This is a genomic window from Streptomyces sp. SID11385 (genome assembly GCF_010548245.1).
In the GTDB taxonomy this organism is placed as follows: domain Bacteria; phylum Actinomycetota; class Actinomycetes; order Streptomycetales; family Streptomycetaceae; genus Streptomyces.
On sequence record NZ_JAAGLR010000780.1, the window covers coordinates 1 to 19,684 of the forward strand.

14 protein-coding genes and 1 pseudogene are annotated in these 19,684 nt (G+C 70.2%); 5 read left to right on the plus strand and 10 right to left on the minus strand.

Annotated features, from left to right (window positions below):
• From G3I42_RS23915 to G3I42_RS23935, 5 genes are all read right to left on the minus strand, one after another.
• Positions 1-1,137 (minus strand): PAS domain-containing protein (locus tag G3I42_RS23915; protein ID WP_343244641.1); only part of this gene is annotated, 1,137 nt, incomplete at its 3' end.
• 577 nt (positions 1,138-1,714) lie between these two features.
• Positions 1,715-2,122 (minus strand): ATP-binding protein, encoded by a 408-nt coding sequence (locus G3I42_RS23920; protein ID WP_009068485.1) that lies wholly within the window; start codon positions 2,120-2,122, stop codon positions 1,715-1,717.
• Positions 2,123-2,368: 246 nt separating this feature from the next.
• Entirely contained in the window at positions 2,369-2,761 is a 393-nt protein-coding gene (locus G3I42_RS23925) for an NUDIX domain-containing protein (protein WP_164289163.1), read from the minus strand.
• 137 nt (positions 2,762-2,898) lie between these two features.
• Complete coding sequence (locus G3I42_RS23930) at positions 2,899-3,192, minus strand: hypothetical protein (protein WP_203607241.1); 294 nt, start codon at positions 3,190-3,192, stop codon at positions 2,899-2,901.
• A 157-nt stretch (positions 3,193-3,349) separates the two neighbouring features.
• The gene (locus tag G3I42_RS23935; protein ID WP_164289165.1) at positions 3,350-4,105 is read right to left on the minus strand and encodes a GntR family transcriptional regulator; all 756 of its coding nucleotides are present in this window, start codon (positions 4,103-4,105) and stop codon (positions 3,350-3,352) included.
• 201 nt (positions 4,106-4,306) lie between these two features.
• Between G3I42_RS23935 and G3I42_RS23940 the strand changes: the two genes are divergently transcribed.
• A complete protein-coding gene (locus tag G3I42_RS23940) occupies positions 4,307-5,443 on the plus strand; it encodes a threonine synthase (RefSeq protein WP_164289167.1) in 1,137 nt (378 codons plus the stop codon).
• 172 nt (positions 5,444-5,615) lie between these two features.
• Here G3I42_RS23940 and G3I42_RS23945 read toward each other — a convergent pair whose 3' ends face one another.
• A complete protein-coding gene (locus tag G3I42_RS23945; protein ID WP_164289190.1) occupies positions 5,616-6,833 on the minus strand; it encodes a pyridoxal phosphate-dependent aminotransferase in 1,218 nt (405 codons plus the stop codon).
• 82 nt (positions 6,834-6,915) lie between these two features.
• On the opposite strand from G3I42_RS23945, the gene G3I42_RS23950 reads away from it, so the two are divergent.
• Both G3I42_RS23950 and G3I42_RS23955 read left to right on the plus strand, forming a co-directional pair.
• Entirely contained in the window at positions 6,916-7,605 is a 690-nt protein-coding gene (locus G3I42_RS23950) for a helix-turn-helix domain-containing protein (RefSeq protein ID WP_164289168.1), read from the plus strand.
• A gap of 259 nt (positions 7,606-7,864) precedes the next feature.
• On the plus strand, positions 7,865-9,277 hold the full coding sequence (locus G3I42_RS23955) for a capsule biosynthesis protein CapZ (protein WP_164289170.1): 1,413 nt from the start codon (positions 7,865-7,867) through the stop codon (positions 9,275-9,277).
• A gap of 33 nt (positions 9,278-9,310) precedes the next feature.
• On the opposite strand, the gene G3I42_RS23960 is transcribed toward G3I42_RS23955, so the two are convergent.
• Positions 9,311-10,522: an MFS transporter gene (locus tag G3I42_RS23960; RefSeq protein WP_343244642.1), complete on the minus strand. Its 1,212-nt coding sequence runs from the start codon at positions 10,520-10,522 to the stop codon at positions 9,311-9,313.
• A gap of 61 nt (positions 10,523-10,583) precedes the next feature.
• Positions 10,584-11,390, minus strand: a complete 807-nt coding sequence (locus G3I42_RS38470) for an ATP-binding protein (RefSeq protein ID WP_343244643.1) — start codon at positions 11,388-11,390, stop codon at positions 10,584-10,586.
• Here G3I42_RS38470 and G3I42_RS23965 point away from each other — a divergent pair.
• Together G3I42_RS23965 and G3I42_RS37790 are read left to right on the plus strand one after the other, a co-directional pair.
• Entirely contained in the window at positions 11,311-12,162 is an 852-nt protein-coding gene (locus G3I42_RS23965) for a helix-turn-helix transcriptional regulator (RefSeq protein ID WP_164289174.1), read from the plus strand. The genes G3I42_RS38470 and G3I42_RS23965 overlap by 80 nt on opposite strands.
• Before the next feature lie 13 nt (positions 12,163-12,175).
• A pseudogene (locus G3I42_RS37790) lies at positions 12,176-12,367 on the plus strand (hypothetical protein).
• Positions 12,368-12,764: 397 nt separating this feature from the next.
• Here G3I42_RS37790 and G3I42_RS23970 read toward each other — a convergent pair.
• The gene (locus G3I42_RS23970) at positions 12,765-13,208 is read right to left on the minus strand and encodes an SUKH-3 domain-containing protein (protein ID WP_164289176.1); all 444 of its coding nucleotides are present in this window, start codon (positions 13,206-13,208) and stop codon (positions 12,765-12,767) included.
• A gap of 11 nt (positions 13,209-13,219) precedes the next feature.
• Positions 13,220-19,663: an RHS repeat-associated core domain-containing protein gene (locus G3I42_RS23975; RefSeq protein ID WP_239096634.1), complete on the minus strand. Its 6,444-nt coding sequence runs from the start codon at positions 19,661-19,663 to the stop codon at positions 13,220-13,222.
• Between the last annotated feature and the right edge of the window lie 21 nt (positions 19,664-19,684).

Genomic DNA, 19,684 nt, shown 5'->3' on the forward strand with positions numbered 1-19,684 from the left:
GACCCGGCGCAGCTCCGCGCTGCCGTCCGCCATCCCGGGCGCCTGCTCGTCGCCGAGGAGCAGCGCCTGGTAGAGGTCGACCGAGGCGAGGTCGCAGAAGCCGGGGACGGCGACGTCGAGGAGTTCGCGCGCGGTGGTCTCCAGGTCGAGCGAGTTGCCGATGCGCGAGCCGGCCTCGTTGAGCAGGGCCAGGTTGCGCCGGGCGCTCGCGGCCTCCCGCGCGGCGGCCTGGCGCCGGGTCACGTCGGTCGCGAGCGCGGCGACGCCGAGCGGGCGGCCCGTACCGCTGTGCACGCGGTACAGGTCGAGCGACCAGTGCCGGGGCTGGGTCTCACCGGGGGGCGTCCCCGTGAGGCTGAGGTCGTTGAGCGCGCCACCCTTCTCCAGGACGTGCCGCAGCGCGGCCTCCAGCCGTTCGCGCTCCGCCGGTACGAGGTAGTCCCCCGCGCCGCGCCCCTGGTGCGAGGCGGGCGGGCGGCCGAAGACGGAAGCGAACCGCTCGTTCACCCTCCGTATCCGAAGATCGGTTCCGAAGAGCACGAAACCGAAGGGAGATTGGCCGAAAATCGCCTGCGAGGCGGCGAGGTCCGTTTCGATACCGCGCAGCGTGCGCACGTCCACCGCGATACAGACCGCCGCCGGATCGCCGTCCTCGGTACGGGTGGGCATGACGTAGATCTCCGCGATGCCCTCCTGCGCGGGAAGGCGTCGCGAAGCCGGTTCAGCGGCACCGGAACCGGGCCCCGCACCCCCGGAACCCGGCTCGGCGGGGACGGGATCGGGCCCCTCACCCAGCGTGGTGTCACGGGCGGCGGGAGCCTTTCTGGCGGGCAACCGGAAGGGGACGATCCCCGTCCACTCGCGGCCGTCGAGGATCTCGGCGAGCTTGCGATGCCCCTGGCCGTGCAGCCTCGGCGGCACGAAGGCCGCCACGGGATCGCGGCCCACGACGTCCTCGGCGCAGAGGCCGAAGAGCCGTTCGGCCCGCTCGCTCCACTGGTCGACGGTGCCGTCCGGCCCTATCGAGAAGGCGGCGACCTTGATGTAGTCGTAGATGGAGCCCGGCGGGCTGCTCTGCCACACGATCTCGTCCGGGGTACGGCGGGGGCCCGCCGCCCTCGCAGGTATCTCGCTCACGCGTACCGTCCCCTCCAGCCCACCGCGACCGGGGGGCGCTCCGGGCGGCGGCTCCCCGCAGTATCCAGTACCGCGGCGCGACACCCAACGGCCTTCACGATCACCGGCCGATCCCGACGCTTTCCGGCCCCCGCCCCGCACACGCCCGCGCACGCGAAGGCAGCCGCGCACGCCCACGCGCGCGCGGCCCCGGTTTCCGTCCTGGGCTCTGACCTGGAGATCGACACTTCCTCTCTCCTAACCAGCCGCCCCCTCCTCTAATCCGCCTCGTACGTCCGTGCTGCGCACCCGCGTCGCACAGTCGTCCCGCCGCGCGCGGAGGAGGGCGCGACGGCGGGCGCGCACGCGGCGCGATTCGCGCGGGTCGCACAGGAGCGCGAACAGGCGCGCGCGGCGGCAAGCGGGGAGGCGTGCGGGGGCACGGGGGCGCACACGGCACGTGCGTACCGCCGTTTTCGCGCCGTACGGAAGCGACGAATGCGCGGAATTCGTACGGAGGTTCAGGCGGTGCGCGGCGAGGGGCCGACGCGGGGGGCGTCGTATGCGGAGGCGTCCTGCGCGCGGGCGTCGTACGCGGTCAGACGACCGGGATGGGCAGCTCGCACCACACCGTCTTGCCGGTGCGGGCGGGGTCCACGCTCGTCCCCCAGTTCCGCGACTGTCTGCTGAGCAGCCGGATGCCGCGCCCGCGTTCCTCGTCGTGGCGGGGTCTGCGTTCGCGCGGGCCCTGCGTGACCGGATCGGAGACCTCGACGAAGAGGCTGTCCCTGCGGCGCGAGAGGCGCAGGCCGATGGGGCCGTGGGCGTATCTGAGGGAGTTGGTGACGAGTTCGCTGACGACGAGAATCGTCACGTCGGTCATCGCGGCGAGACCCCAGTCGGTGAGGCGCTCGCGGGTCAGGTCCCTGGCCCTGCGCGCCACCCCGGGCTCAGCCGGAAAGGTCCACTCGGCGCACACGCCCTCGGTGTCGATCAAGACGATCACTTCCCCAGAAAGACCGTAGAAGACCCTTGGCGGAGAATCCCTTGCGCCATCAATAGCCCCGAGCCACGCTTTTCAGACGGGATCACGCGTACTTCCCTGCGGGTTGGCACGAATGGCGCAGCACGGGGAGCCCGCCCGGTGGACGGGGAGGAAGGTGGGGAGGAGGGGCAGGCACGGAGGGGCGGCGGGAGGCGGCCGGAGGCCGGCGTGGGCGGCTGCCGGCGGAGCCGCCCGTACGGGACGCCGTCAGGCGAGCAGTCCGCGCCGGGCGAGTTCGTCGAAGAGGAGGCGGTCGACGGGCGGGACCTCGGCGCGGTCGGCGAGCGTGAACCAGGCGATCTCCTCGATCTCGCTGCTCGGCGCGATGTCCCCGCTGTGCTCGGCGGTCCAGCAGCTCATCCGCACTCGCGTCCCGGGCGACTCCGGCACCTCGGCCTCGTACGTGCCGAGGTGGCGCGCGCTCGCGGCGTCGAGCCGTACCGTCAGCTCCTCCTCCGCCTCGCGCAGCAGGACCTCGACGTCGCTCTCGCCGGGCTCGCGCTTGCCGCCCGGCACGTAGAAGACGTCCTTGCCGCGGGGCCGCGCGCACAGCACGCGCCCGCCCTCGACCCGCACCCAGGCCACCGTGTCGATCAGCACCGCTCGCGCCCCTCCTCGCCGGTCCGCGCCCCGGTCGGCGCCGTCCGTCCGGCGGACGACTCTATGGCCTGCCGTCGGCGCACGGCGATCCAGCGATCCGGCGGTCCGGCGGTCCGGCGGTCCGGCGGTCCGGCGGGCTAGCCGAGCGGGTCCTCGTCCAGGCTGCCGATGACGCCTTCGGGGCGGGGCCGGTCGTCGGCGTGCTCGACCACGTAGAGCGCGCGGGGCGCGGGGACGCGGGCGTTGAGGCCGTCGGCGCGGCGCTCGGCCTCGGCGCGGGTGGCGTAGCTGGCGACGCGGTAGCTGTCCTCTTCGCCGTTGTCCCGCCGTATCAACTGCCAGGGCAGCGAGGCGACGGGATCGGCCGTGCCGGCCCTGCGGACCTGACGTCCCACCCTGGCGACGCCCCCCGTGGAAACTCCGTTTCGCATATGCCCGACCCTACCCCTCGCCTTCACGCACCGCATGCGAGTTGGCACGATACGAGAAGGCGAACCGGCCGTCCCCGCCCGGGAATCCGGGGGTCGCACGGGGGCGCACACGGTCAACGCGCCTCCCGCCGAGGGAACTTGGCGTGAGGGGTGGAGCCTAGCGGACCGGCAGATGGTAGGCGAGGCGGTAGCGGTCGGCGGGGACGACGAGGTCGGCGGTCTCCACGGCGCGCTGGGAGGCGTAGTACGTACGGGAGATGACGATGACGACGTGTCCGGGGACCCCGCCGAGCAGGGCCAGTTCCTCGGCGAGCCCGGGCCGCGCGCCGACCTCCTCGACCACGTTGTCGACGACGGTCTCGATCGCCGCCATGCGCTCCACGACGCCGCAGCCGCCGAGCGGCCCCTCCTCCGGCAGCATGACGGGCGTCCGGCCCGTGAGCGAGAGCGGCTCCCAGGAGGTGGAGAGCATCATCGGCCGCCCGGACTCGCGGAAGACGTAGCGGGTGCGCATGAGGCGCTCGCCCGGCTCGGTCCCGAGCCGTTCCGCGATGTCCTCGGGCGCGGGCTCCTGCGCGCTGCTCGCGTCCCAGGAGCCCTGCACCCCCTCCGCGGCCTGCTCCTGCCGGAACGCGGTCGAGGCCCCGGCCGGGGCGCGGAAGCCCGAGCGCGCGATCCGGCGCGGTTCGAGGCGCTCGCGTACGTACGTCCCCGAGCCCGATCGCCCCTCCACGAGCCCCTCGGCCATCAGCACCTTGCGCGCCTCCAGGGCCACGGTGTCCGAGACCCCGTACTCCTTGCGGATGCGCGCCTGCGAGGGAAGCCGGGTGTGCGGCGGGAGCGAACCGTCGACGATCTTCTGCCGGAGATCGCCCGCGACCCGCAGATACGCCGGCTGCTCACCGAAAGTCACAAGCCACTCCGATCAGGTTGACAGACGGCCACAGCGTGGCAACCGAAAGTTGTCGCCCGCAAGCGGAGGCCAAAGTTTCACCCGATGTGATGAAGAGGCTTTGCGCAGGGACTTCCTGTCCGCTAAAGGCCGCCGGAAAACCCGCGCGGGGAAGTTGCCCCTCACACAGCGTGGGGCTCCTCCGCTTCTAGGCTCACTCCCATGACTTCCGCCGCACCGCGTCCCGCCGACCTGCCCGACCGCCTCTGCCCCCGCGACGGCACCCGCGTCCCGCTCGCGGACCCGGCCTGGTGCTGCCCGCTCTGCGCGGGCCCGCTGGACCTCGATTTCCACCCCGTGCCCGAGGTCCCCGCCGGTCCCGCCACGTCACTGTGGCGGTACGCGGACGTCCTGCCGCCCGCGGCGCCCGGGATCTCGCTCGGCGAGGGCGGCAGCCCGCTCGTGCGGCTGACCGAACGGGTCTCGGCGAAGCTGGACTTCCTCATGCCGACGCTCTCGTTCAAGGACCGGGGCGCTGTTCTCCTCGTGGGGCTGGCCCAACGACTCGGCGCACGCGAGGTATTGGCGGACAGCAGCGGCAACGCCGGTACGTCCGTGGCGGCTTACTGCGCCCGCGCGGGACTGCGGTGCACGGTGTACGTACCGGAGTCGACGTCCCCGAAGAAGACGGAGCAGATCGCCGCGCACGGCGCCCGCGTCGTCCGCGTCCCCGGCGACCGCGAGGCGACGGCTCGCGCGGCCCGCGCCGCCGCTGACGAGCCCGGCGTCTTCTACGCGAGCCACGTCTTCCACCCGTACTTCACGCAGGGCACGAAGACGTACGCGCACGAGCTGTGGGAACAACTCGGCGGCCGGCTCCCCGAGGCGCTCGTGGTCCCGGTCGGCAACGGCACGCTGCTGCTCGGCGCGCACCTGGCGATCGAGGAGCTGTACGGGGCGGGCCTGATCCCCCGCCGCCCGGCCCTGCACGCCGTCCAGGCCGAGGCGGTCTCCCCGCTGGCGAAGGCGTGGCGCGAAGGTCTGGACGACATCACCGACGACACCCCCGCCACCCCCACCCTGGCCGAGGGCATCGCGATCCCCCGCCCACCCCGCGCCCGGCAACTCCTGGCGGCGGTCCGCGCCACAGGCGGCGCCTTCCACACGGTCCCGGAATCAGCCCTCGCCCCCGCCCAGGCGGACCTGGCCCGCCAGGGCCTGTACGTGGAGACAACGGGAGTGGCGTGCTGGGCGGCGGTCCGGGAGGGGGCGGTGGGAGAGGCGGAGGCGGTGATCCCGCTGTGCGGGGCGGGGCTGAAGACGGGAATGGCCACGAAACCAAGCCCCTCCGGCGATTGAGAAGCGGGGTTCGGGGCGGAGCCCCGCGAGGCGCACCGCGATCCGGGCCAGCCCTCCCCCCGGGCCGAAAAATGCAGCCCCTCCGGCGCTTGAGGAGCGGGGCCCGGGGCGGAGCCCTGAATCGGGGCCCGGGGCGGAGCCCCGCGAGGCCGAGCCCGCGCCCCGGCCCCACTCAAACCGCTTGCCGGTACCCCGCCAGAAACCGCCCGATCCGCCCGATCGCCGATTCCAGATCATCCGCGTACGGCAAGGTCAGAATCCTGAAGTGATCAGGCCGCCCCCAGTTGAACCCCGTCCCCTGCACCACCTGGATCTTCTCCCGCAGCAACAGGTCCAGCACGAACCGCTCGTCGTCCACGATCGGATGCACCGCCGGATCGATCCGCGGAAACGCGTACAGCGCCCCCTTCGGCTTCACGCAACTCACCCCGGGGATCTCGTTCAGCTTCTCCCAGGCCCGGTCCCGCTGCTCCCGCAACCGCCCGCCCGGCGCGGTGAGTTCGCGAATGGACTGCCGCCCCCCGAGCGCCGCCTGAATCGCGTACTGCGCGGGCGCGTTCGCGCAGAGCCGCATCGAGGCGAGCATCTGGAGCCCCTCCAGGTAGTCCCGCGCGTGCTGCCGGGGCCCGCTCACGACGAGCCACCCGGACCGGAACCCGGCGACGCGGTACGTCTTGGAGAGCCCGCTGAAGGTGAGGACGACCACGTCGGGCCCCAACGCCGCCGCGCTGTGGTGCACTTCGTTGTCGTAGAGGATCTGGTCGTAGATCTCGTCGGCGAGGATCATCAGCCCGTGGCGCCGCGCGAGATCGAGCACGCCTTCGACGATCTCCTTCGGATACACCGCCCCCGTGGGGTTGTTGGGGTTGATGAGGACGATCGCCTTCGTGCGGTCGGTGATCCGGGACTCCATGTCGGCGAGGTCCGGGTTCCACTCGGCGGACTCGTCGCACACGTAGTGCACGGCCTTGCCGCCCGAGAGCGTGACGACGGCCGTCCACAGCGGGAAGTCCGGTGCGGGCACGAGGACTTCGTCGCCGTCCTCGACGAGCGCCTGCACGGCCATCGTGATGAGTTCGGAGACCCCGTTGCCGAGCCACACGTCGTCGACGCCGACACCCTCGACGCCGAGCGCCTGGTACCGCTGGGCGACGGCGCGGCGCGCGGAGAGGACACCGCGCGAGTCGGTGTAGCCGTGCGCCTGCGGGAGCATCCGGATCATGTCCTGGACGATCTCCTCCGGCGCCTCGAAGCCGAAGAGCGCGGGATTGCCCGTGTTGAGCCGCAGCACGCTGTGGCCCGCCTCCTCCAGCGCGTTCGCCTGCTCGATCACCGGGCCCCGGATCTCGTAGCAGACCCCGTTCAGCTTGTTCGACTGCCGGAACTCCATCGATGCCTCCACGGAAACTGTGATGCTTGGTTTTACCAAGCGGGCACTTGGAAAGTCCAACCCTGTGTCTAGACTGCGACTCATGCCACGTCAGACGCAGACCCGACAGACGCAGACCCGGCAGCCGCAGCCCCGCCGCCGGAGCTACGACCAGTACTGCGCGGTCTCGCGCGCCCTCGACTCGGTCGGCGACCGCTGGAGCCTGCTGGTGGTACGGGAACTGCTCGCGGGGCCGCGCCGCTACACCGATCTGCTCGCCGACCTCCCCGGCGTGAGCACCGACATGCTCGCGACCCGGCTGCGCGACATGGAGCGCGACGGCCTCGCGACCCGCCGCAAGCTCCCCGCCCCCTCCTCCGCCTCGGTCTACGAGCTGACCGCCCGGGGCCGCGAGCTGCTGCCCGTGCTCACCGCGCTCGCGGCCTGGGGCGCCCCCGACCTCACCGAGCGCCGCCCCACCGACGCGGTACGCGCCCACTGGCTCGCGCTTCCCCTCCTCACCCCGCTCGCCGCCACGCTCTCGGGCCCGGCCGTCATCGAGATCGAACTCCCCGAGGGCCTTTTCCACCTCCGCCCGCACACCCCCGACACCCTCCCGCCCTACGCCGAGGGCCCCGCCGAGGCCCCGGACGCGCGCCTGCACATGGACGCCGACACGTGCCGCGCCCTGGGCGAGGGCACGCTGACGCTGCCGGAGGCGGTCAAGGAGGGACGCGTACGGGTCACGGGCGAGAGCGAGACGGCACGCGGGCTCGCCGGCCCGGCCGCGTAGGCGCGCGGGCTCGCCGCCCCGGCCCCGTACGAGGCAATCCCGTACCCCCCGGCGCCCCCGCGCCGCGCCCGCGCGGGAATTCACCCCCACGCCCCGCCCGGTTCCCCCGATCGGACCTCCCCGCCCCCGCCCGCCGTGCCGACCGCACGCGGCGGCGCTATCAGTGGGACGCACGACCCGACCCTCTCCCCGCGCCCTCCTACCGGTGCGCTCCGCGCGCACCGGGCCGGGAGGGGCGCTCTCCGGAACAGGAGCGAACGTGACCACTGGAGCCTTCGGCGAGACAGGAACCGGACCGGCGAACGAGACGGAGACGACCACGCCGCCCGCCGACCTCGCGGCGCTCGACCGCCGCCTCACCCGCCTGGAGGCGGAGCGCGCCCGCCCCCCGGGCGCGCTCACGCTCGACGCGTTCCTCCAGCCGCTCCGCGAGGCGCGCGCCGCCTGGGACGTACGCCGCTCGGTCGGGCAGCCGGAGCAGAAGACCGTGAAGGTCGTACGGCCCTCGGGGATCACGCTCCCCGAGGACTCCCCGCTGCGCCGCGTGCCGCCGCGCAAGCCGGAGGACCAACAGCCGGACTACCTGGAGAAGTTCGACAGCCGGACCCTGTTCTACGACGCGTTCCGGCTGGACGGGGACGTCTGGCTCTCGGGACCGCCGCTCAACAACCTCAAAGAGCCGCTGGAGAAGGCGGATTGGCGGGTGGACGGCAAGGACGTCGGCGCGGCCGTCTCGCTCTCCGACTGGGGCAGGACCCAGCGCTCCCGCATCAGGGACACGGGTCCGGGGCAGCGCCTGACCCTGGGCCTCGGCGACGAGCGGTTCAGCGCGGAGATCGCACCGGACGAGTCCGCTCTCTTCGCGGGACAGCGGACGATCATCACGAAGTCCAAGGACAACGACCTGGTCTGGATTCAGGACTTCCTCCAGTACTACCACCTCGTCCACGGCGTGACGGGGGTCGTCTTCTACGACAACAACTCGACGCGCTACACCCCGCAGGACGTGGCCGACGCGATCGCGGCGGTGGAGGGCATCACGACGGCCGTCGTCGTGGACTGGCGCTACCCCTGGGGCCCCAACTGCGGCCCGAACGAGGTCTGGGACTCGGACTACTGCCAGTACGGGCTCCTGGAGCACGGCCGCTTCCGCTACCTCTCCCGGGCGGCCGGCGTCGTCAGCGTCGACATCGACGAACTGGTCCTGTGCGACGACGCGCGCTCGGTCTTCGACCACGCGGAGGAGTCGGAGGCGGGCGCCGTGATGTTCGACGGCCGCTGGATCGCCAAGGCGACGGCGGAGCCCATGGACCCCGCGCGCCAGCGCCGTTTCACCGACTACCGGCACCGCGCCAAGGGCACCACCACGGTCAAGTGGGCGGTCCTGCCCGGCATCGTCGACTGGCGCTCCACGCAGTGGCGCGTGCACAGCGTCGCGGGCTCGAACGCGCAGAAGAACGACCGCGTCCACCACCGCCACTACCAGGGCGTGAACAACGGCTGGAAGTACGACAGGGCCGAACAACTCGTCACCCCCGGCACCCACACCTACGACGTCCGCATGAGCCACGTCCTGGACATCGTCTTCGGCCCGTCCGAGGACTTCGAGCCGACGGCGGCACTCGCGCCGTCCACGGCGATCGAGCCCTCCGGCGAGGAACGCGCGCGGTAGCCGCTGGTACGGGGGACCCGCCGTGCCGCTCCCTCACGCCTCGCGCCGCGCCCGCAGGAGCACGCACGCCAGGGCGCACAGCACCGCGCCGCACCAGAAGGTGCCGCCGTAGCCGGTGCGGGCGGCGACGAGCCCCGTGAGGGCGCCGGAGAGGAGCTGGGCGACGGGGAAGGTCGCCGAGAAGAGCGCGGCGGCCGTCCCCGCCCCGCCCGGGATCTCGCGCTGCACGAGGACCATGGGCAGGCTCGCGAGCACGGCGGTCCACAGCGCGTTGGGCACCTGGAGGAGGAGCAGGTACGGGCCGGACGCAGCGAACGGCATGAGGACGAAGAACCCCGCCGCGAGCACGGCGGCACCCCGCACGAGCCGTTCCTCGCCGAGCCTCCCGACGAGCCTGCCCACGCCGACGAGCACCGGTATCTCCAGCGCCGCGCACGTCCCCGCGAGCACGCCGACGAGCGCGGGACTCAGGTCGAGGTCGAGCGTGACGTGCGGGGCGAGCGCGATGAGGTACATGCCGTCTGCGACGTTGACGGCCGTGGCGGCGCCGAGCAAGAGCCAGGTGGGGCGCGGGACTTGGGCAAGCGCTTGGCGCAGGCCGGTGGCGGGTGTCCGCGCGCGGGGAACGCGCGGCAGCACCCATCGGGCGAGGAGCGCGGCGAGCAGGAGAAGCGCGGCGAGGCCCGCGTACAGCGTCCCGAACCCCGTCCGCGTGAGCAGGAAGAGCCCGGCGGGCGGCCCGAGCACCCACCCGGCCGAGAACACGGCCCGCACGGAGGCGGTGCCCCGCGCGAGCGACCGCCCGGTCAGCTCCGACAACTCCCGCGCGTAGGCGAAGACTTGCGAGGCAAAGGTCTGCGCGAGCCCGCCGAGCAACGCGCCCGTCGCGCAGACGAGCCAGTACTCCCGCACGAGCGCGAAGCCACCCGCTCCGGCGACCCCGGCGAGCGCCGCGAGAACCAGCACGTTCCTGCGATCGGCAAGCCGGTCCGACCACCGCCCGACAGTGAGCCCGAGCCCGACGGAGACGACGGCGCTGAGCACGAAGTACAACCCCACCCGCCCGGGCCCGGCGCCGGCCTCGTCAGCGAGAAAGAGACTGGTCGTCGTCCCGAACACGGACATGGCAAGCGCGTAACACGCGGTGGCGGCCCCAAGCGCACTGCTCGCGCGCGGCACTGCTGCACGAACGGTCGTCACAACACCCTCTCCCACCGGTCGACGCAGCCCCGGCGCGAAGAGCACCGGGACCGACGGCAGTCGGCTCCGCGGAGAGAGCGGGCGTGCCCCTGGAATCGCCCGGAGCCTAACGCACGTTGCGGCAACTCCGGTACCGAATTCCCGCGCGCGCCCTCACTTCCCCTGGCCCCACCCATGCCGCTGTTCCCACTCGTAAGCGAGCCCCGCGACGACGGACAACCCGCGCACTGCCCGCTCCCGCACGGCCCACGCGGCGGCGAGGCTGTCGACGAGCAACAGCCCGCGCCCACCCTCCCCTTCGGGAAGCCTCGGGCAGAACCCCTCCTCGCCCGGATCGGACACGGCGAGCCAGTAGTGCCCATCGGCGGGGCCACAGCGTCACCTCAATACGCGATTCCGGCGCACCGGCCCCGTAACGACAGGCGTTGGTGACCAGTTCGGAAGCGATGAGTTCGAGATCACCCCGCAACCCACTCCCGACCCCTTCGGGCAAGGCCCCCACGACGGCCCGGCGGGCAGGCCGAGCGGAAGCGGGGTGCGCGGCGAACCGGAACGTGAGAGGCACGGGCGGAACGAGCGGCGACATGACGAACTCCTGCGCGGTGAGGTGGTGGTGGGGTCCCGGTGGCATGCCGTCCTGGTCGCTCCCCCACCGACCCCAGGACGGGAGGGCAGGAGGGCGCGGTGCACCGGCATGACCGAGAGCACTCGGTGCCTGGCCGTCAGCTACCCGCACGGGGGTCATTTGACTAACTGCGCCTTGACAATTACTCAGAGCGAGTTTGCCTGGGTGACAATCCAGGGCAGACTGAGCGGGTCGAGCCGAGAGGGAGATGCCAAGGCGACGCAGGTCAACGCAGCGACAGAGGCGCCTGGGCGCGGAGTTGCGGAGACTCCGCATAGAAGCGGGCATCACTACCGACGAGGCCGGCCGTCTCCTGGCGATGGACCGCACCAGGCTGGCGAACATCGAGTCGGCCATCCGAAACATCACCCCTGAACGTGTCGAGGTGCTGCTCAACGCCTATGTCGGGGAGGAGACGCCCTACACTCGCGCCCTGATAGCGCTGGCCACACCGCACCGGCGCGGCTGGTGGGAGTCCTATCGGGAGACGCTGTCCCCCGGAATGCTCGATGTCGCAGAGGCCGAGTGGCATGCCCGTCGCATCCTCACCGTCCAGAGCATCCACGTGCCTGGTCTGCTCCAGACGGAGGATTACGCACGCGCGATTTTCGCCGCCGTCCTGCCACCTGTGCCGCGCCTGGACATCGAGATCCGTGTCCGGCACCGAGTGGAACGGGCGCGTGTTCTCGAAGGTCCGGACGCCCGTCCCTACATCGGCTACATCCACGAAGCCGCGCTTCGTATGCAGTTCGGCGGTCGCGGAACGATGAAGAAGCAACTCGAAGCGCTCGTGTCCGCGTCAGAACGCCCCGACGTGACATTGCGAGCCATCCCCTTCGAGGCGGGCAGCCTCCCCGGGGCAGATCACGCTCTCCTGTTCTGCGAGGACGCGGTGCCCGAACTCGACACCGCTCAAATCGACACGGCCCACGGCCCCGGGTTCGTCCACACACAACCCGAACTTGAGAAGTACCGCGCCCATTTGGGGTGGATGGAAAAGAACTGTCTGAGCCCTCAAAGCACACGCGACCTCATGCAAACCCTGATCCACGAACTCTAGGAGCACCTCCCCCATGCCCCACATCACCTAAGAAGCCCCCTTCTGCGGCGAGGGCAACAACTGCTTCCGCATCGGCACCGACACCGAAGGCAACGGCTACATCGCCGTCGCAGGCCAGGAGGACACCCCCCTCACCGACTCGGCAGACTCCCTGCGCACCCTCATCCGCGCCATCAAGGCGGGCGAGGCGGACCACCTGCTCTGACCGGCTCCCCCCTGCCTCCATCACGACCGCCTCAGGGCCTCACCTCCGCTGACAAGCCGCTACACCCCACGCTCAACTGGTGAAACCAGCCCACCTCGGCACTTCTCAAAGAATTCGCGTTGCAGGAGTGCGGCTGGAGATCGATGCCGGATGGGCAGACAAGCACGCGAAAGCTCCTGGCGGACTGGTGATCTTGACCGTGAACCCGTCTACGAGGAACTCTCTTTACGCCCACCACGGGGGTCGTCCTACCACCCGTCAGGTCAAAAACGGGCCTGCGGCGCGGTCGCACGGTCAGGGACAGTCTCCGGGAAATCGCCCCTGCCCATTCGCCGGCCCGCCACACTCCCCTGCCCAGCGAAACCCCCAGGTCAGGACGCGAAATCCCGCTGGATCACTAAGCGATTTCAGCCGCAACAATCCCCAGCACTAGCGACTCCACCCCTTTCTCCCATTGCCCGAAGTAGCCCACCCAGGACTCGAGGGAATAGACACCGCCGCCCTCGTCTACCCCCAGAGCGTACCTTCCATCGTCCAGCGCACCGATCGGGTAAAACCGCCGGTTGAGCTCCTCTCCCCATTCCAGATAGAGATCCTCATCTCCGACACACATCGCTGGGTCAAATGCGAACGGCTCACGCGCACGCGAGATGCCGGGACCCCGAACATCTACACTGATCCCACCGAAACTGGACAAAAAGTTTCGCGCAGATGCATGCATATTGATCCCGAAAGGTCGGAACAAATCCTCCCACCCGCTCACATCCACACTTCTATCCGCACGCCAGCCAGCACTCTGCAGGATTCGCAGCGCTTCGCCATCAAGGGAGAACTTATTCATGCGTACCTCCGTCAGCCTGTCGCGAAATCTATACCATAGTCCCTCACGAGTACGCTACAGCTTGCACATGGCCCGATAGGAATCCCGTGCTTGGCATTATCAATACCCCGCACCGTAACGGCAGCTCCAGTCGCGCCCGTTACATCTTGACCTTCATCCAGCGCCCGAGAGATGCAAGCCGGCAAACCGCACTTGCCGTGCCCATTTCCGCGATTTCCAACTGGAATGTCCTCCAATTTCTTTGCAACTTCTGGATGCAACACGCGGTCACCCCCTCTCTTACTGGCCGCCGAATACACCTTTCCGTTACGCAAGACTATGGCTTCCGCAGCTCTTCCTCTTTTGCTATTTGATTTTATTGTCTCTTTGGCCGCCTCATCCTCCGCGGCCTCCAAAGCACGCGCTCTGTGACTCGATTTTATAAAGCGAGAGGACTCTTCCAGCAGGTCATCGCCGAGTTTCCAGAGGCGCTTTGCGAGTGCGGCTGCCTTCTTCCACTTCCAGGGCATGCCGTATTTGGCCGCGAGTTTTCCGACCATTCCGCCGATGAAGCTGGTGATCATGGTGACGGCGGTGGCTCCGCAGGAGCCGAGGGAGCCGGTGGTGAAGCAGTCGAGGGCGTCGGTGATGCCGAGTTCGTCGGCGACGACCTGCGCGATCTCCTTGGCCGCGGCGATCGCGCGGGCCTTCGCCCGGGCGGCGCGCTCGCGGGCGGCGTTGAGTTCGGCTTCCTGGCGGGCCGCAGCGATCTGGCTGGGCGAGGAGCCCATCTTCCAGGAGGTCGGGGCGTCGTTTTTGTGGCTGTCCTTGGCGCCGGAGCAGCCGCCGCAGCCGTCGTTGTGGCCCTGGACCTGGTGGTAGACGTTGCCGTTGGACCGGTCGACCCAGTCCGCGCCTCCCCGGCAGCCACCGTCCGCGCACTCCTTCAGCCCGTCGGGATCGCTGAAAGTGACCGGACTGTTGCGGCTGTACGCGTAGCCGTTGATCTGCTGCGGATCGGTGTAGTCGATGATCGGGTCGGCGGAGAGGAAGCGGCCCGTGGTCGGGTCGTATTCGCGCGCGCCGAGGTTCACCAGGCCGGTGGAGGTGTCGTTGGTGCCGCCGACGAAGCCCTTGTCGGTGGGCCAGGCGCCGGTCTCGCTGCTGCTCTGGTCGCGTGCTTCGCCGAAGGGGTCCAGGCGGCGGCGCTGGGTGGTGCCGTTCACCGGGTCGATGGCGAGTTCGGCGGTGCCGTGCTGGTCGGAGGCGAGGAAGGTGACGCCGTCCGCGTCCCGTACGGCGATGGTCTGGCCCGCGAAGGAGTAGTACCGCTGGCCGGTGATCTTGCCGGTGGACTTGGTCAGCTTCAGTTCCATGCCCGGGAGGTAGAGGGTGCGCTCCTCGGGGGTGTCGCGGACGAGACGGGAGCCGGACGAGTCGTAGACGTAGGAGGTTTCCTTGCCGTCCGCCTCGGTGACCTTGCTGAGCTCGTTCTGCTTGTTCCACTCCAGCGTCTGGGTGTCACCGCCGAGCACACGGTGGTGGGTGTTGCCCGCCTTGTCGTAGGTGTAGGTGTTCTGTGCTTTGACTGCCGGGTTGCCGCCGCCCTGTTCGGTGTCGGTGACCGTCTTGGTGAGCTGGTGCGGCCCCGCGTCGCCTTCCCCGTAGGTGTAGACGGTGCTCGACTTCGGCGTGCTCCCGATGGCGTTGCGAGTCTGGGTGGCGCGGTTGCCGGTGTCGTCGAAGGTGTACGTGTTCCAGTACGGGGCCGTGCCGCCGACGTTGGCGCTGCTCGGGGCGGCGGCGCAGGCGCTGTTGGTCTGGCCGGTGCCGGCGGTGTCGTTCGCCGTAACCTTGGAGGTCCAGGCGTCCGTCATGCGGCGCAGGCCGTCGACGCGGAAGCACTGGGCGTCGGTGGTGCCGTTGGTCGGCTTGTCGACGATGGAGGTGACGTTGCCGGTCTGGTCGTAGGTGTAGCGGGCGTCGTACGCCACGGCCGTGGCGCCCTCGACATCGACGCGGGCGCTCAGGAGCCGGTTGGTGCCCTGCTCGTACTCGTAGGTGTTCCACGTCTTCTTGGTGCCGGCGGTGCCTGTGTTCAGCTCGATCTGTTCGAGCTGGCTGGTGGGCGAGTACGTGGCCTTGGAGACGTAGCTGAGGCCGCCGAGGGATGTGTTGAGCGCGGTGGGACGCTGGAGCTCGTCGTACTGGTAGGTCACGGCCTCCCCGCGCAGGCCGCCGGCGGCGGGGAAGTTCTGGCCCTGGATCGTGCCGTCGGTGTTGTACTCCGTGTTGAACTCCCAGGAGCCGCCGAGCTCGGGTTCAGCGGTCGAGGAGACGAAGTACTTGACGGTCGTCGGCTCATACGTCTGGTCGAGGACCGGATAGAGGATCGACGAGTAGACCGCGTTGTTCTTGTAGGTGTACTCGCCGTACAGCTCGCCCTTGGCGATGGTGTCCCACTTGCTCACCGACAGCTTGGTGCCGGTGTCGGGGGCGCCTTCCCACGTGGCGGTGGTGCGTCCGATGGCGTCGTAGCTGGTGCTGTTGACGTTGCCGCGGCTGTCCGTGGTGGAGACGGGGCGGTCGAGGTCGTCGTAGGTGGTGGTGGTCTTGCCCGTGTCGGGGTCGTTCGCCTCGGTCTGACGGCCGCGCTGGTCGTAGCCGTACGTCCAGCGGTTGCCGCTCTCGTCCTGCACCGCGGTGAGCCGGTCGGCCGCATCGTAGGTGTACGACGTGGAGAGGTAGTCGGCGGCCGTCCCGGTCGGGACGGGGGCCGCGGACTTGTCGTACTCACGCAGTTCGACGGTGCGGTCCTGCGCGTCGGTGATCGTGGTGGTCGGCGTCTGCCCCTCGGGCGGGTCCGTGTGGACGCGGTCGCCGCCGTAGGTGTAGGTCGTGCGGTTCTTCTCGACCCCGGCGACGTTGAAGATGCTCGCGGTGACACGGCTCGCACCGTCGTACTGGGTGACGGTCTGGGCGTCGATGTCCTCGCCCCGAGGGTCGAAGAGCGTCGCGCTGGGGGCACCGGAGGCGTAGTAGGTGTCGTTGACCTTGACGGTGCGCCCGGACCCGTCGTAATAGGTGTCGGCGATCAGCCTGCCGCCGTCGGGCCCCTCGGTCTGCACCTGGCGCGGGCGCAGCAGGCCGTCGTAGAGGGTGTACTCGTCCGAGTAGGACGTGCCGGCCTTCTCGATCTTGCGGGTGCGGACGTAGTTGGGGGCGTCCCGCTTGTGGATGCCGTACTCGTAGGTGATCGAGGCGCTGAAGTCCGAGGCGCGGGGGCGATCGGGCAGCCAGACGCCGGTGAGCCGGCCGAGGCTGTCGTACGCGAGGTCGGTGCGCTTGCCGTTCGGGTCGACCTGCACGCTGGGCAGGCCGCGCTCGGGGGCGTACTCGGTCCTCGTCTCCCAGCCCAGCGGGTTCTTCTCCACCTTGGCGGTCGCGAGACCGTTGGTGTCGGTGTACGTGTTGGTCGTGGCGGTGCCCGCCGCGTCCTTGACCACGAGCGGACGGCCGTAGGCGTCGAAGGTGCCGGTCGTCACCGTCTGGTAGACGGGCGTGCTGCCGTTGTACGAGGCGAGGCGCTTGACGGCGGTGGTCAGGCCCTTGGTGGGGGCTGCGCCGATGGTGGTGGTGCCGTCGTAGAGGGTGACGTCGTCGGAGATGACGTCCTTGGGGCGGCTCGGCGTCGTACCGCAGTCGACGCTCAGTACCTCGACGCGTGCCACGGCGGTGTAGATGTGCTTGGTGGCGTTGTCGGCGTACTGGGTGGTGGTGCAGGTGTTGTCGGCGACATCGACTTCGCCGTAATCGGCGACCTTGACGACCCGGCCCGTGGTGTCGTCGTAGGTCGTGGTGTTCGCGGTCTGCCGCCACCCGCCGCTCGCGAGCGCCGTGTAGACGTCGGTGCGGGCCGGTTTGACGTAGCGGGCGTAGCGGGTGCCCCAGTCGGCGGCGCGGGTCGCGGTGACCTTGTTCCAGGCGGTGGTGGTCTGCTTGGAGACGACCTTGTCGCCGTTGTAGGTGAGGGTCTCGGCCTCGAAGCCGGAGCGCCAGTCGTCGTCCTTGATGGTGTCGCCCGTAGAGGTCGTCACCGAGGAGGAACGGGTGCCGCCGGGGATGTCGTCGCCGTCCAGGCCCTGGAAGTAGACGTGTTCGCTCTTCTCGTTGGCGGCGTCGTTCGTGCCGCCGGAGGTCTCCACGACAACGCGCTGGTAGCCGCGCCAGTCGCTCCAGGTGAGGTCCTCCTTCTTGCCAATGCCGTCCGGTTTGGCCTTCCGCCAGCCCGCGTCACCCTTGTACGTGTAATTCGTGTACTGGGTGGGGCTGTTGCCGACGAGGTCGGTCTCGCTCACCTGGGAGACCACGTACTTGTGGAACCACTCGGTGATGGGGTCCTTCACGCCCGGCGGACTCCACTTGACCGGGAAGCAGCGCACGGTCGACTTGCCCTCGACCGGCTCGGAGCTCGCCGAGCACTGCGGGTCGGCGTAGTTGACGGACAGCATGCTGCCCGACTCGCTCTCGACCCCGGCGAGCCGGAAGCGGTTGAAGGGCTGGATGTTGTCTCCGCTCTTGTCGACGCGGTTGGGGAGCTGCTGCCCGTACAGCTTGATCGTCGGGGTGGTGATCTTGGTGCCGGCCAGTCCGGACTGGGTGATCGTGTCCAGCCACAGGGACACGGAGGCGTCGCCGTTGTCGGTAAAGGTGTGGCCGAAGCTCCAGGAGTCGACGTCCTTGAAGCTCGTGGCGCCGCTGCGGACCTGGGTGGTGATCTTCGTGAGCTGCTTGCGGGTCCAGAACGTCGGGGAGTTCTGCCCCGGGCACTTCGAGTCCGCCTTGCAGTTGCGGTCCCACGGCACGTCCGGCCAGTCCGCGGCGTTGGCGTCGGTCAGGGCGCCGGCCGAGCAGTCGGTGAGCTTGCCCATGCACCGCTCGGCGGTGTCGAAGACGATCCGGGCGGCAGGCGGAGTGCCGTGCGCCGCGCCCTCGCGAAGCCCGTACTCGATGCGCTTGAGGTACCCGCCGCGCGTGTAGGGCTTGCCGTTCTCGCCCGTCTTCAGGCCCTGCGTGTAGTAGTTGGTCTCCTTGCCCCAGTAGTACGAAGTGGCGTTGCCCAGCGGGTCGACGACGTAGTCGAGGTTCCAGCGCCACGCCTGATCGCAGTAGGCGGAGGCGAAGGTGGCGTTGTAGCAGGGTTCGCCGGAGTCGTCGCCGTAGACGGGCACGGTCCAGGCCGAGGCGGTCTCGGTGTCCCCGGAGACGTAGCCGGGCAGGCGGTTGAGGCCGAAGTAGTACTGGGTGCCGTCCGCCCCGGTGACCTTCCAGTGCTCGCCGTTGTCGTCGCCGTTGGTCGCGCCCGTGAGCTTCTCGACCTTGGAGAAGTCGTCGGAGGAGACGTGCCACTCGCCGGTCTTGTCGTCCTTGATCAGCTCACCCGAGGTGCCGTTGCCCAGCGAGATGGTGGCGTTGTCGTACGCCCAGCACTGGTCGCCGACGGTGTCGTCGTGACCGTCGTCGGCGCACGGCTTGTACCGGCGCTCGATGTAACCCGGCTCGTAGCTGAAGCCCTGACCGATCCACGAGCCCTGGTTGTTCGTCGTGGCGGTCTGCCCGTCGACCGACTGGGAGTTGTAGCCCAGCGACACCGAGGGGACCGCTCCGCCCGGCACGGGGGGCGCGCTGATCGGGTACGACCAGACGAAGGCACCGGAGGAGTTGGAGACGGACCACTGCGAGGACGGCTGGAGCGAGGTCGCGCCGAAGTCGCCCTGCCCGCCGCTGTCCGCCGCGGTCGCGGCGAGCACGGTCGCCTCGGGCGCGGTCTTGAGGCTCAGCGCGCTCACACCGTCGCCGGACTCGGCGACGCTCACCTTCGCGCTGTCGGCCTCGGTGTCCGGGGCGGCCGTCGCGCGAGCGGTGAGGGTCGTGTGCTCGGTGTCGTTGTCCGTCTTCAGGGGCGTGCCGGTACGGCAGGAGGCACGCTCGGGCGTCGTCAGGACACAGGCGGGGTACTCGACCAGGTGCAGGCGGGAGGCGTAGTCGCCGCCGTAGGCGCCCGCGAAGTCCTTGTAGTCGACGCTCAGGTCGACGGGCGCGGCTTTGGAGGCGCTGTCGGAGCGGGCGAGGGTGAGCAGCACCCCGTCGACCCCGGCCGCCTCAGCCTTCTCCTTGGGCTGGACGGAGACCTCGACCGCCTCCGGTGCTTGCCCGCTCGTGCCGGCCCGGGCGATACGGACGGGCAGGTCTTTCGCCTCGGCCGTCTTCGCACCCACGTCGAGCCGCTCGGCGCCGGCCTTGGGCCACTTGGGGGCGCGCACCGTGCGTACCGCCGCCTTCTCGGCCGGGTTCGACTTCTCCCAGGAGCGGGCCTTGAGGTCCTTGCCGCGCACCGGGTCGTCGAGGTTCTGCTGCGTGCTCGGCCGCGACAGACCTTCCTGAGCCTTGGCCACGGGGGCGGTCTGCGGGAGCATACCGACGGTAAGGGCAAGGCC

What these genes read in the sequence shown, in the direction of transcription:
- G3I42_RS23950 (WP_164289168.1), top strand. Translation starts at nt 6,916, where the DNA reads ATGCCACGTCAGACGCAGACCCGACAGACGCAGACCCGGCAGCCGCAG.
- G3I42_RS23930 (WP_203607241.1), bottom strand. Translation starts at nt 3,192, where the DNA reads ATGCGAAACGGAGTTTCCACGGGGGGCGTCGCCAGGGTGGGACGTCAG.
- G3I42_RS23965 (WP_164289174.1), top strand. Translation starts at nt 11,311, where the DNA reads ATGCCAAGGCGACGCAGGTCAACGCAGCGACAGAGGCGCCTGGGCGCG.
- G3I42_RS23945 (WP_164289190.1), bottom strand. Translation starts at nt 6,833, where the DNA reads ATGGAGTTCCGGCAGTCGAACAAGCTGAACGGGGTCTGCTACGAGATC.
- G3I42_RS38470 (WP_343244643.1), bottom strand. Translation starts at nt 11,390, where the DNA reads ATGCCCGCTTCTATGCGGAGTCTCCGCAACTCCGCGCCCAGGCGCCTC.
- G3I42_RS23970 (WP_164289176.1), bottom strand. Translation starts at nt 13,208, where the DNA reads ATGAATAAGTTCTCCCTTGATGGCGAAGCGCTGCGAATCCTGCAGAGT.
- G3I42_RS23940 (WP_164289167.1), top strand. Translation starts at nt 4,307, where the DNA reads ATGACTTCCGCCGCACCGCGTCCCGCCGACCTGCCCGACCGCCTCTGC.
- G3I42_RS23975 (WP_239096634.1), bottom strand. Translation starts at nt 19,663, where the DNA reads ATGCTCCCGCAGACCGCCCCCGTGGCCAAGGCTCAGGAAGGTCTGTCG.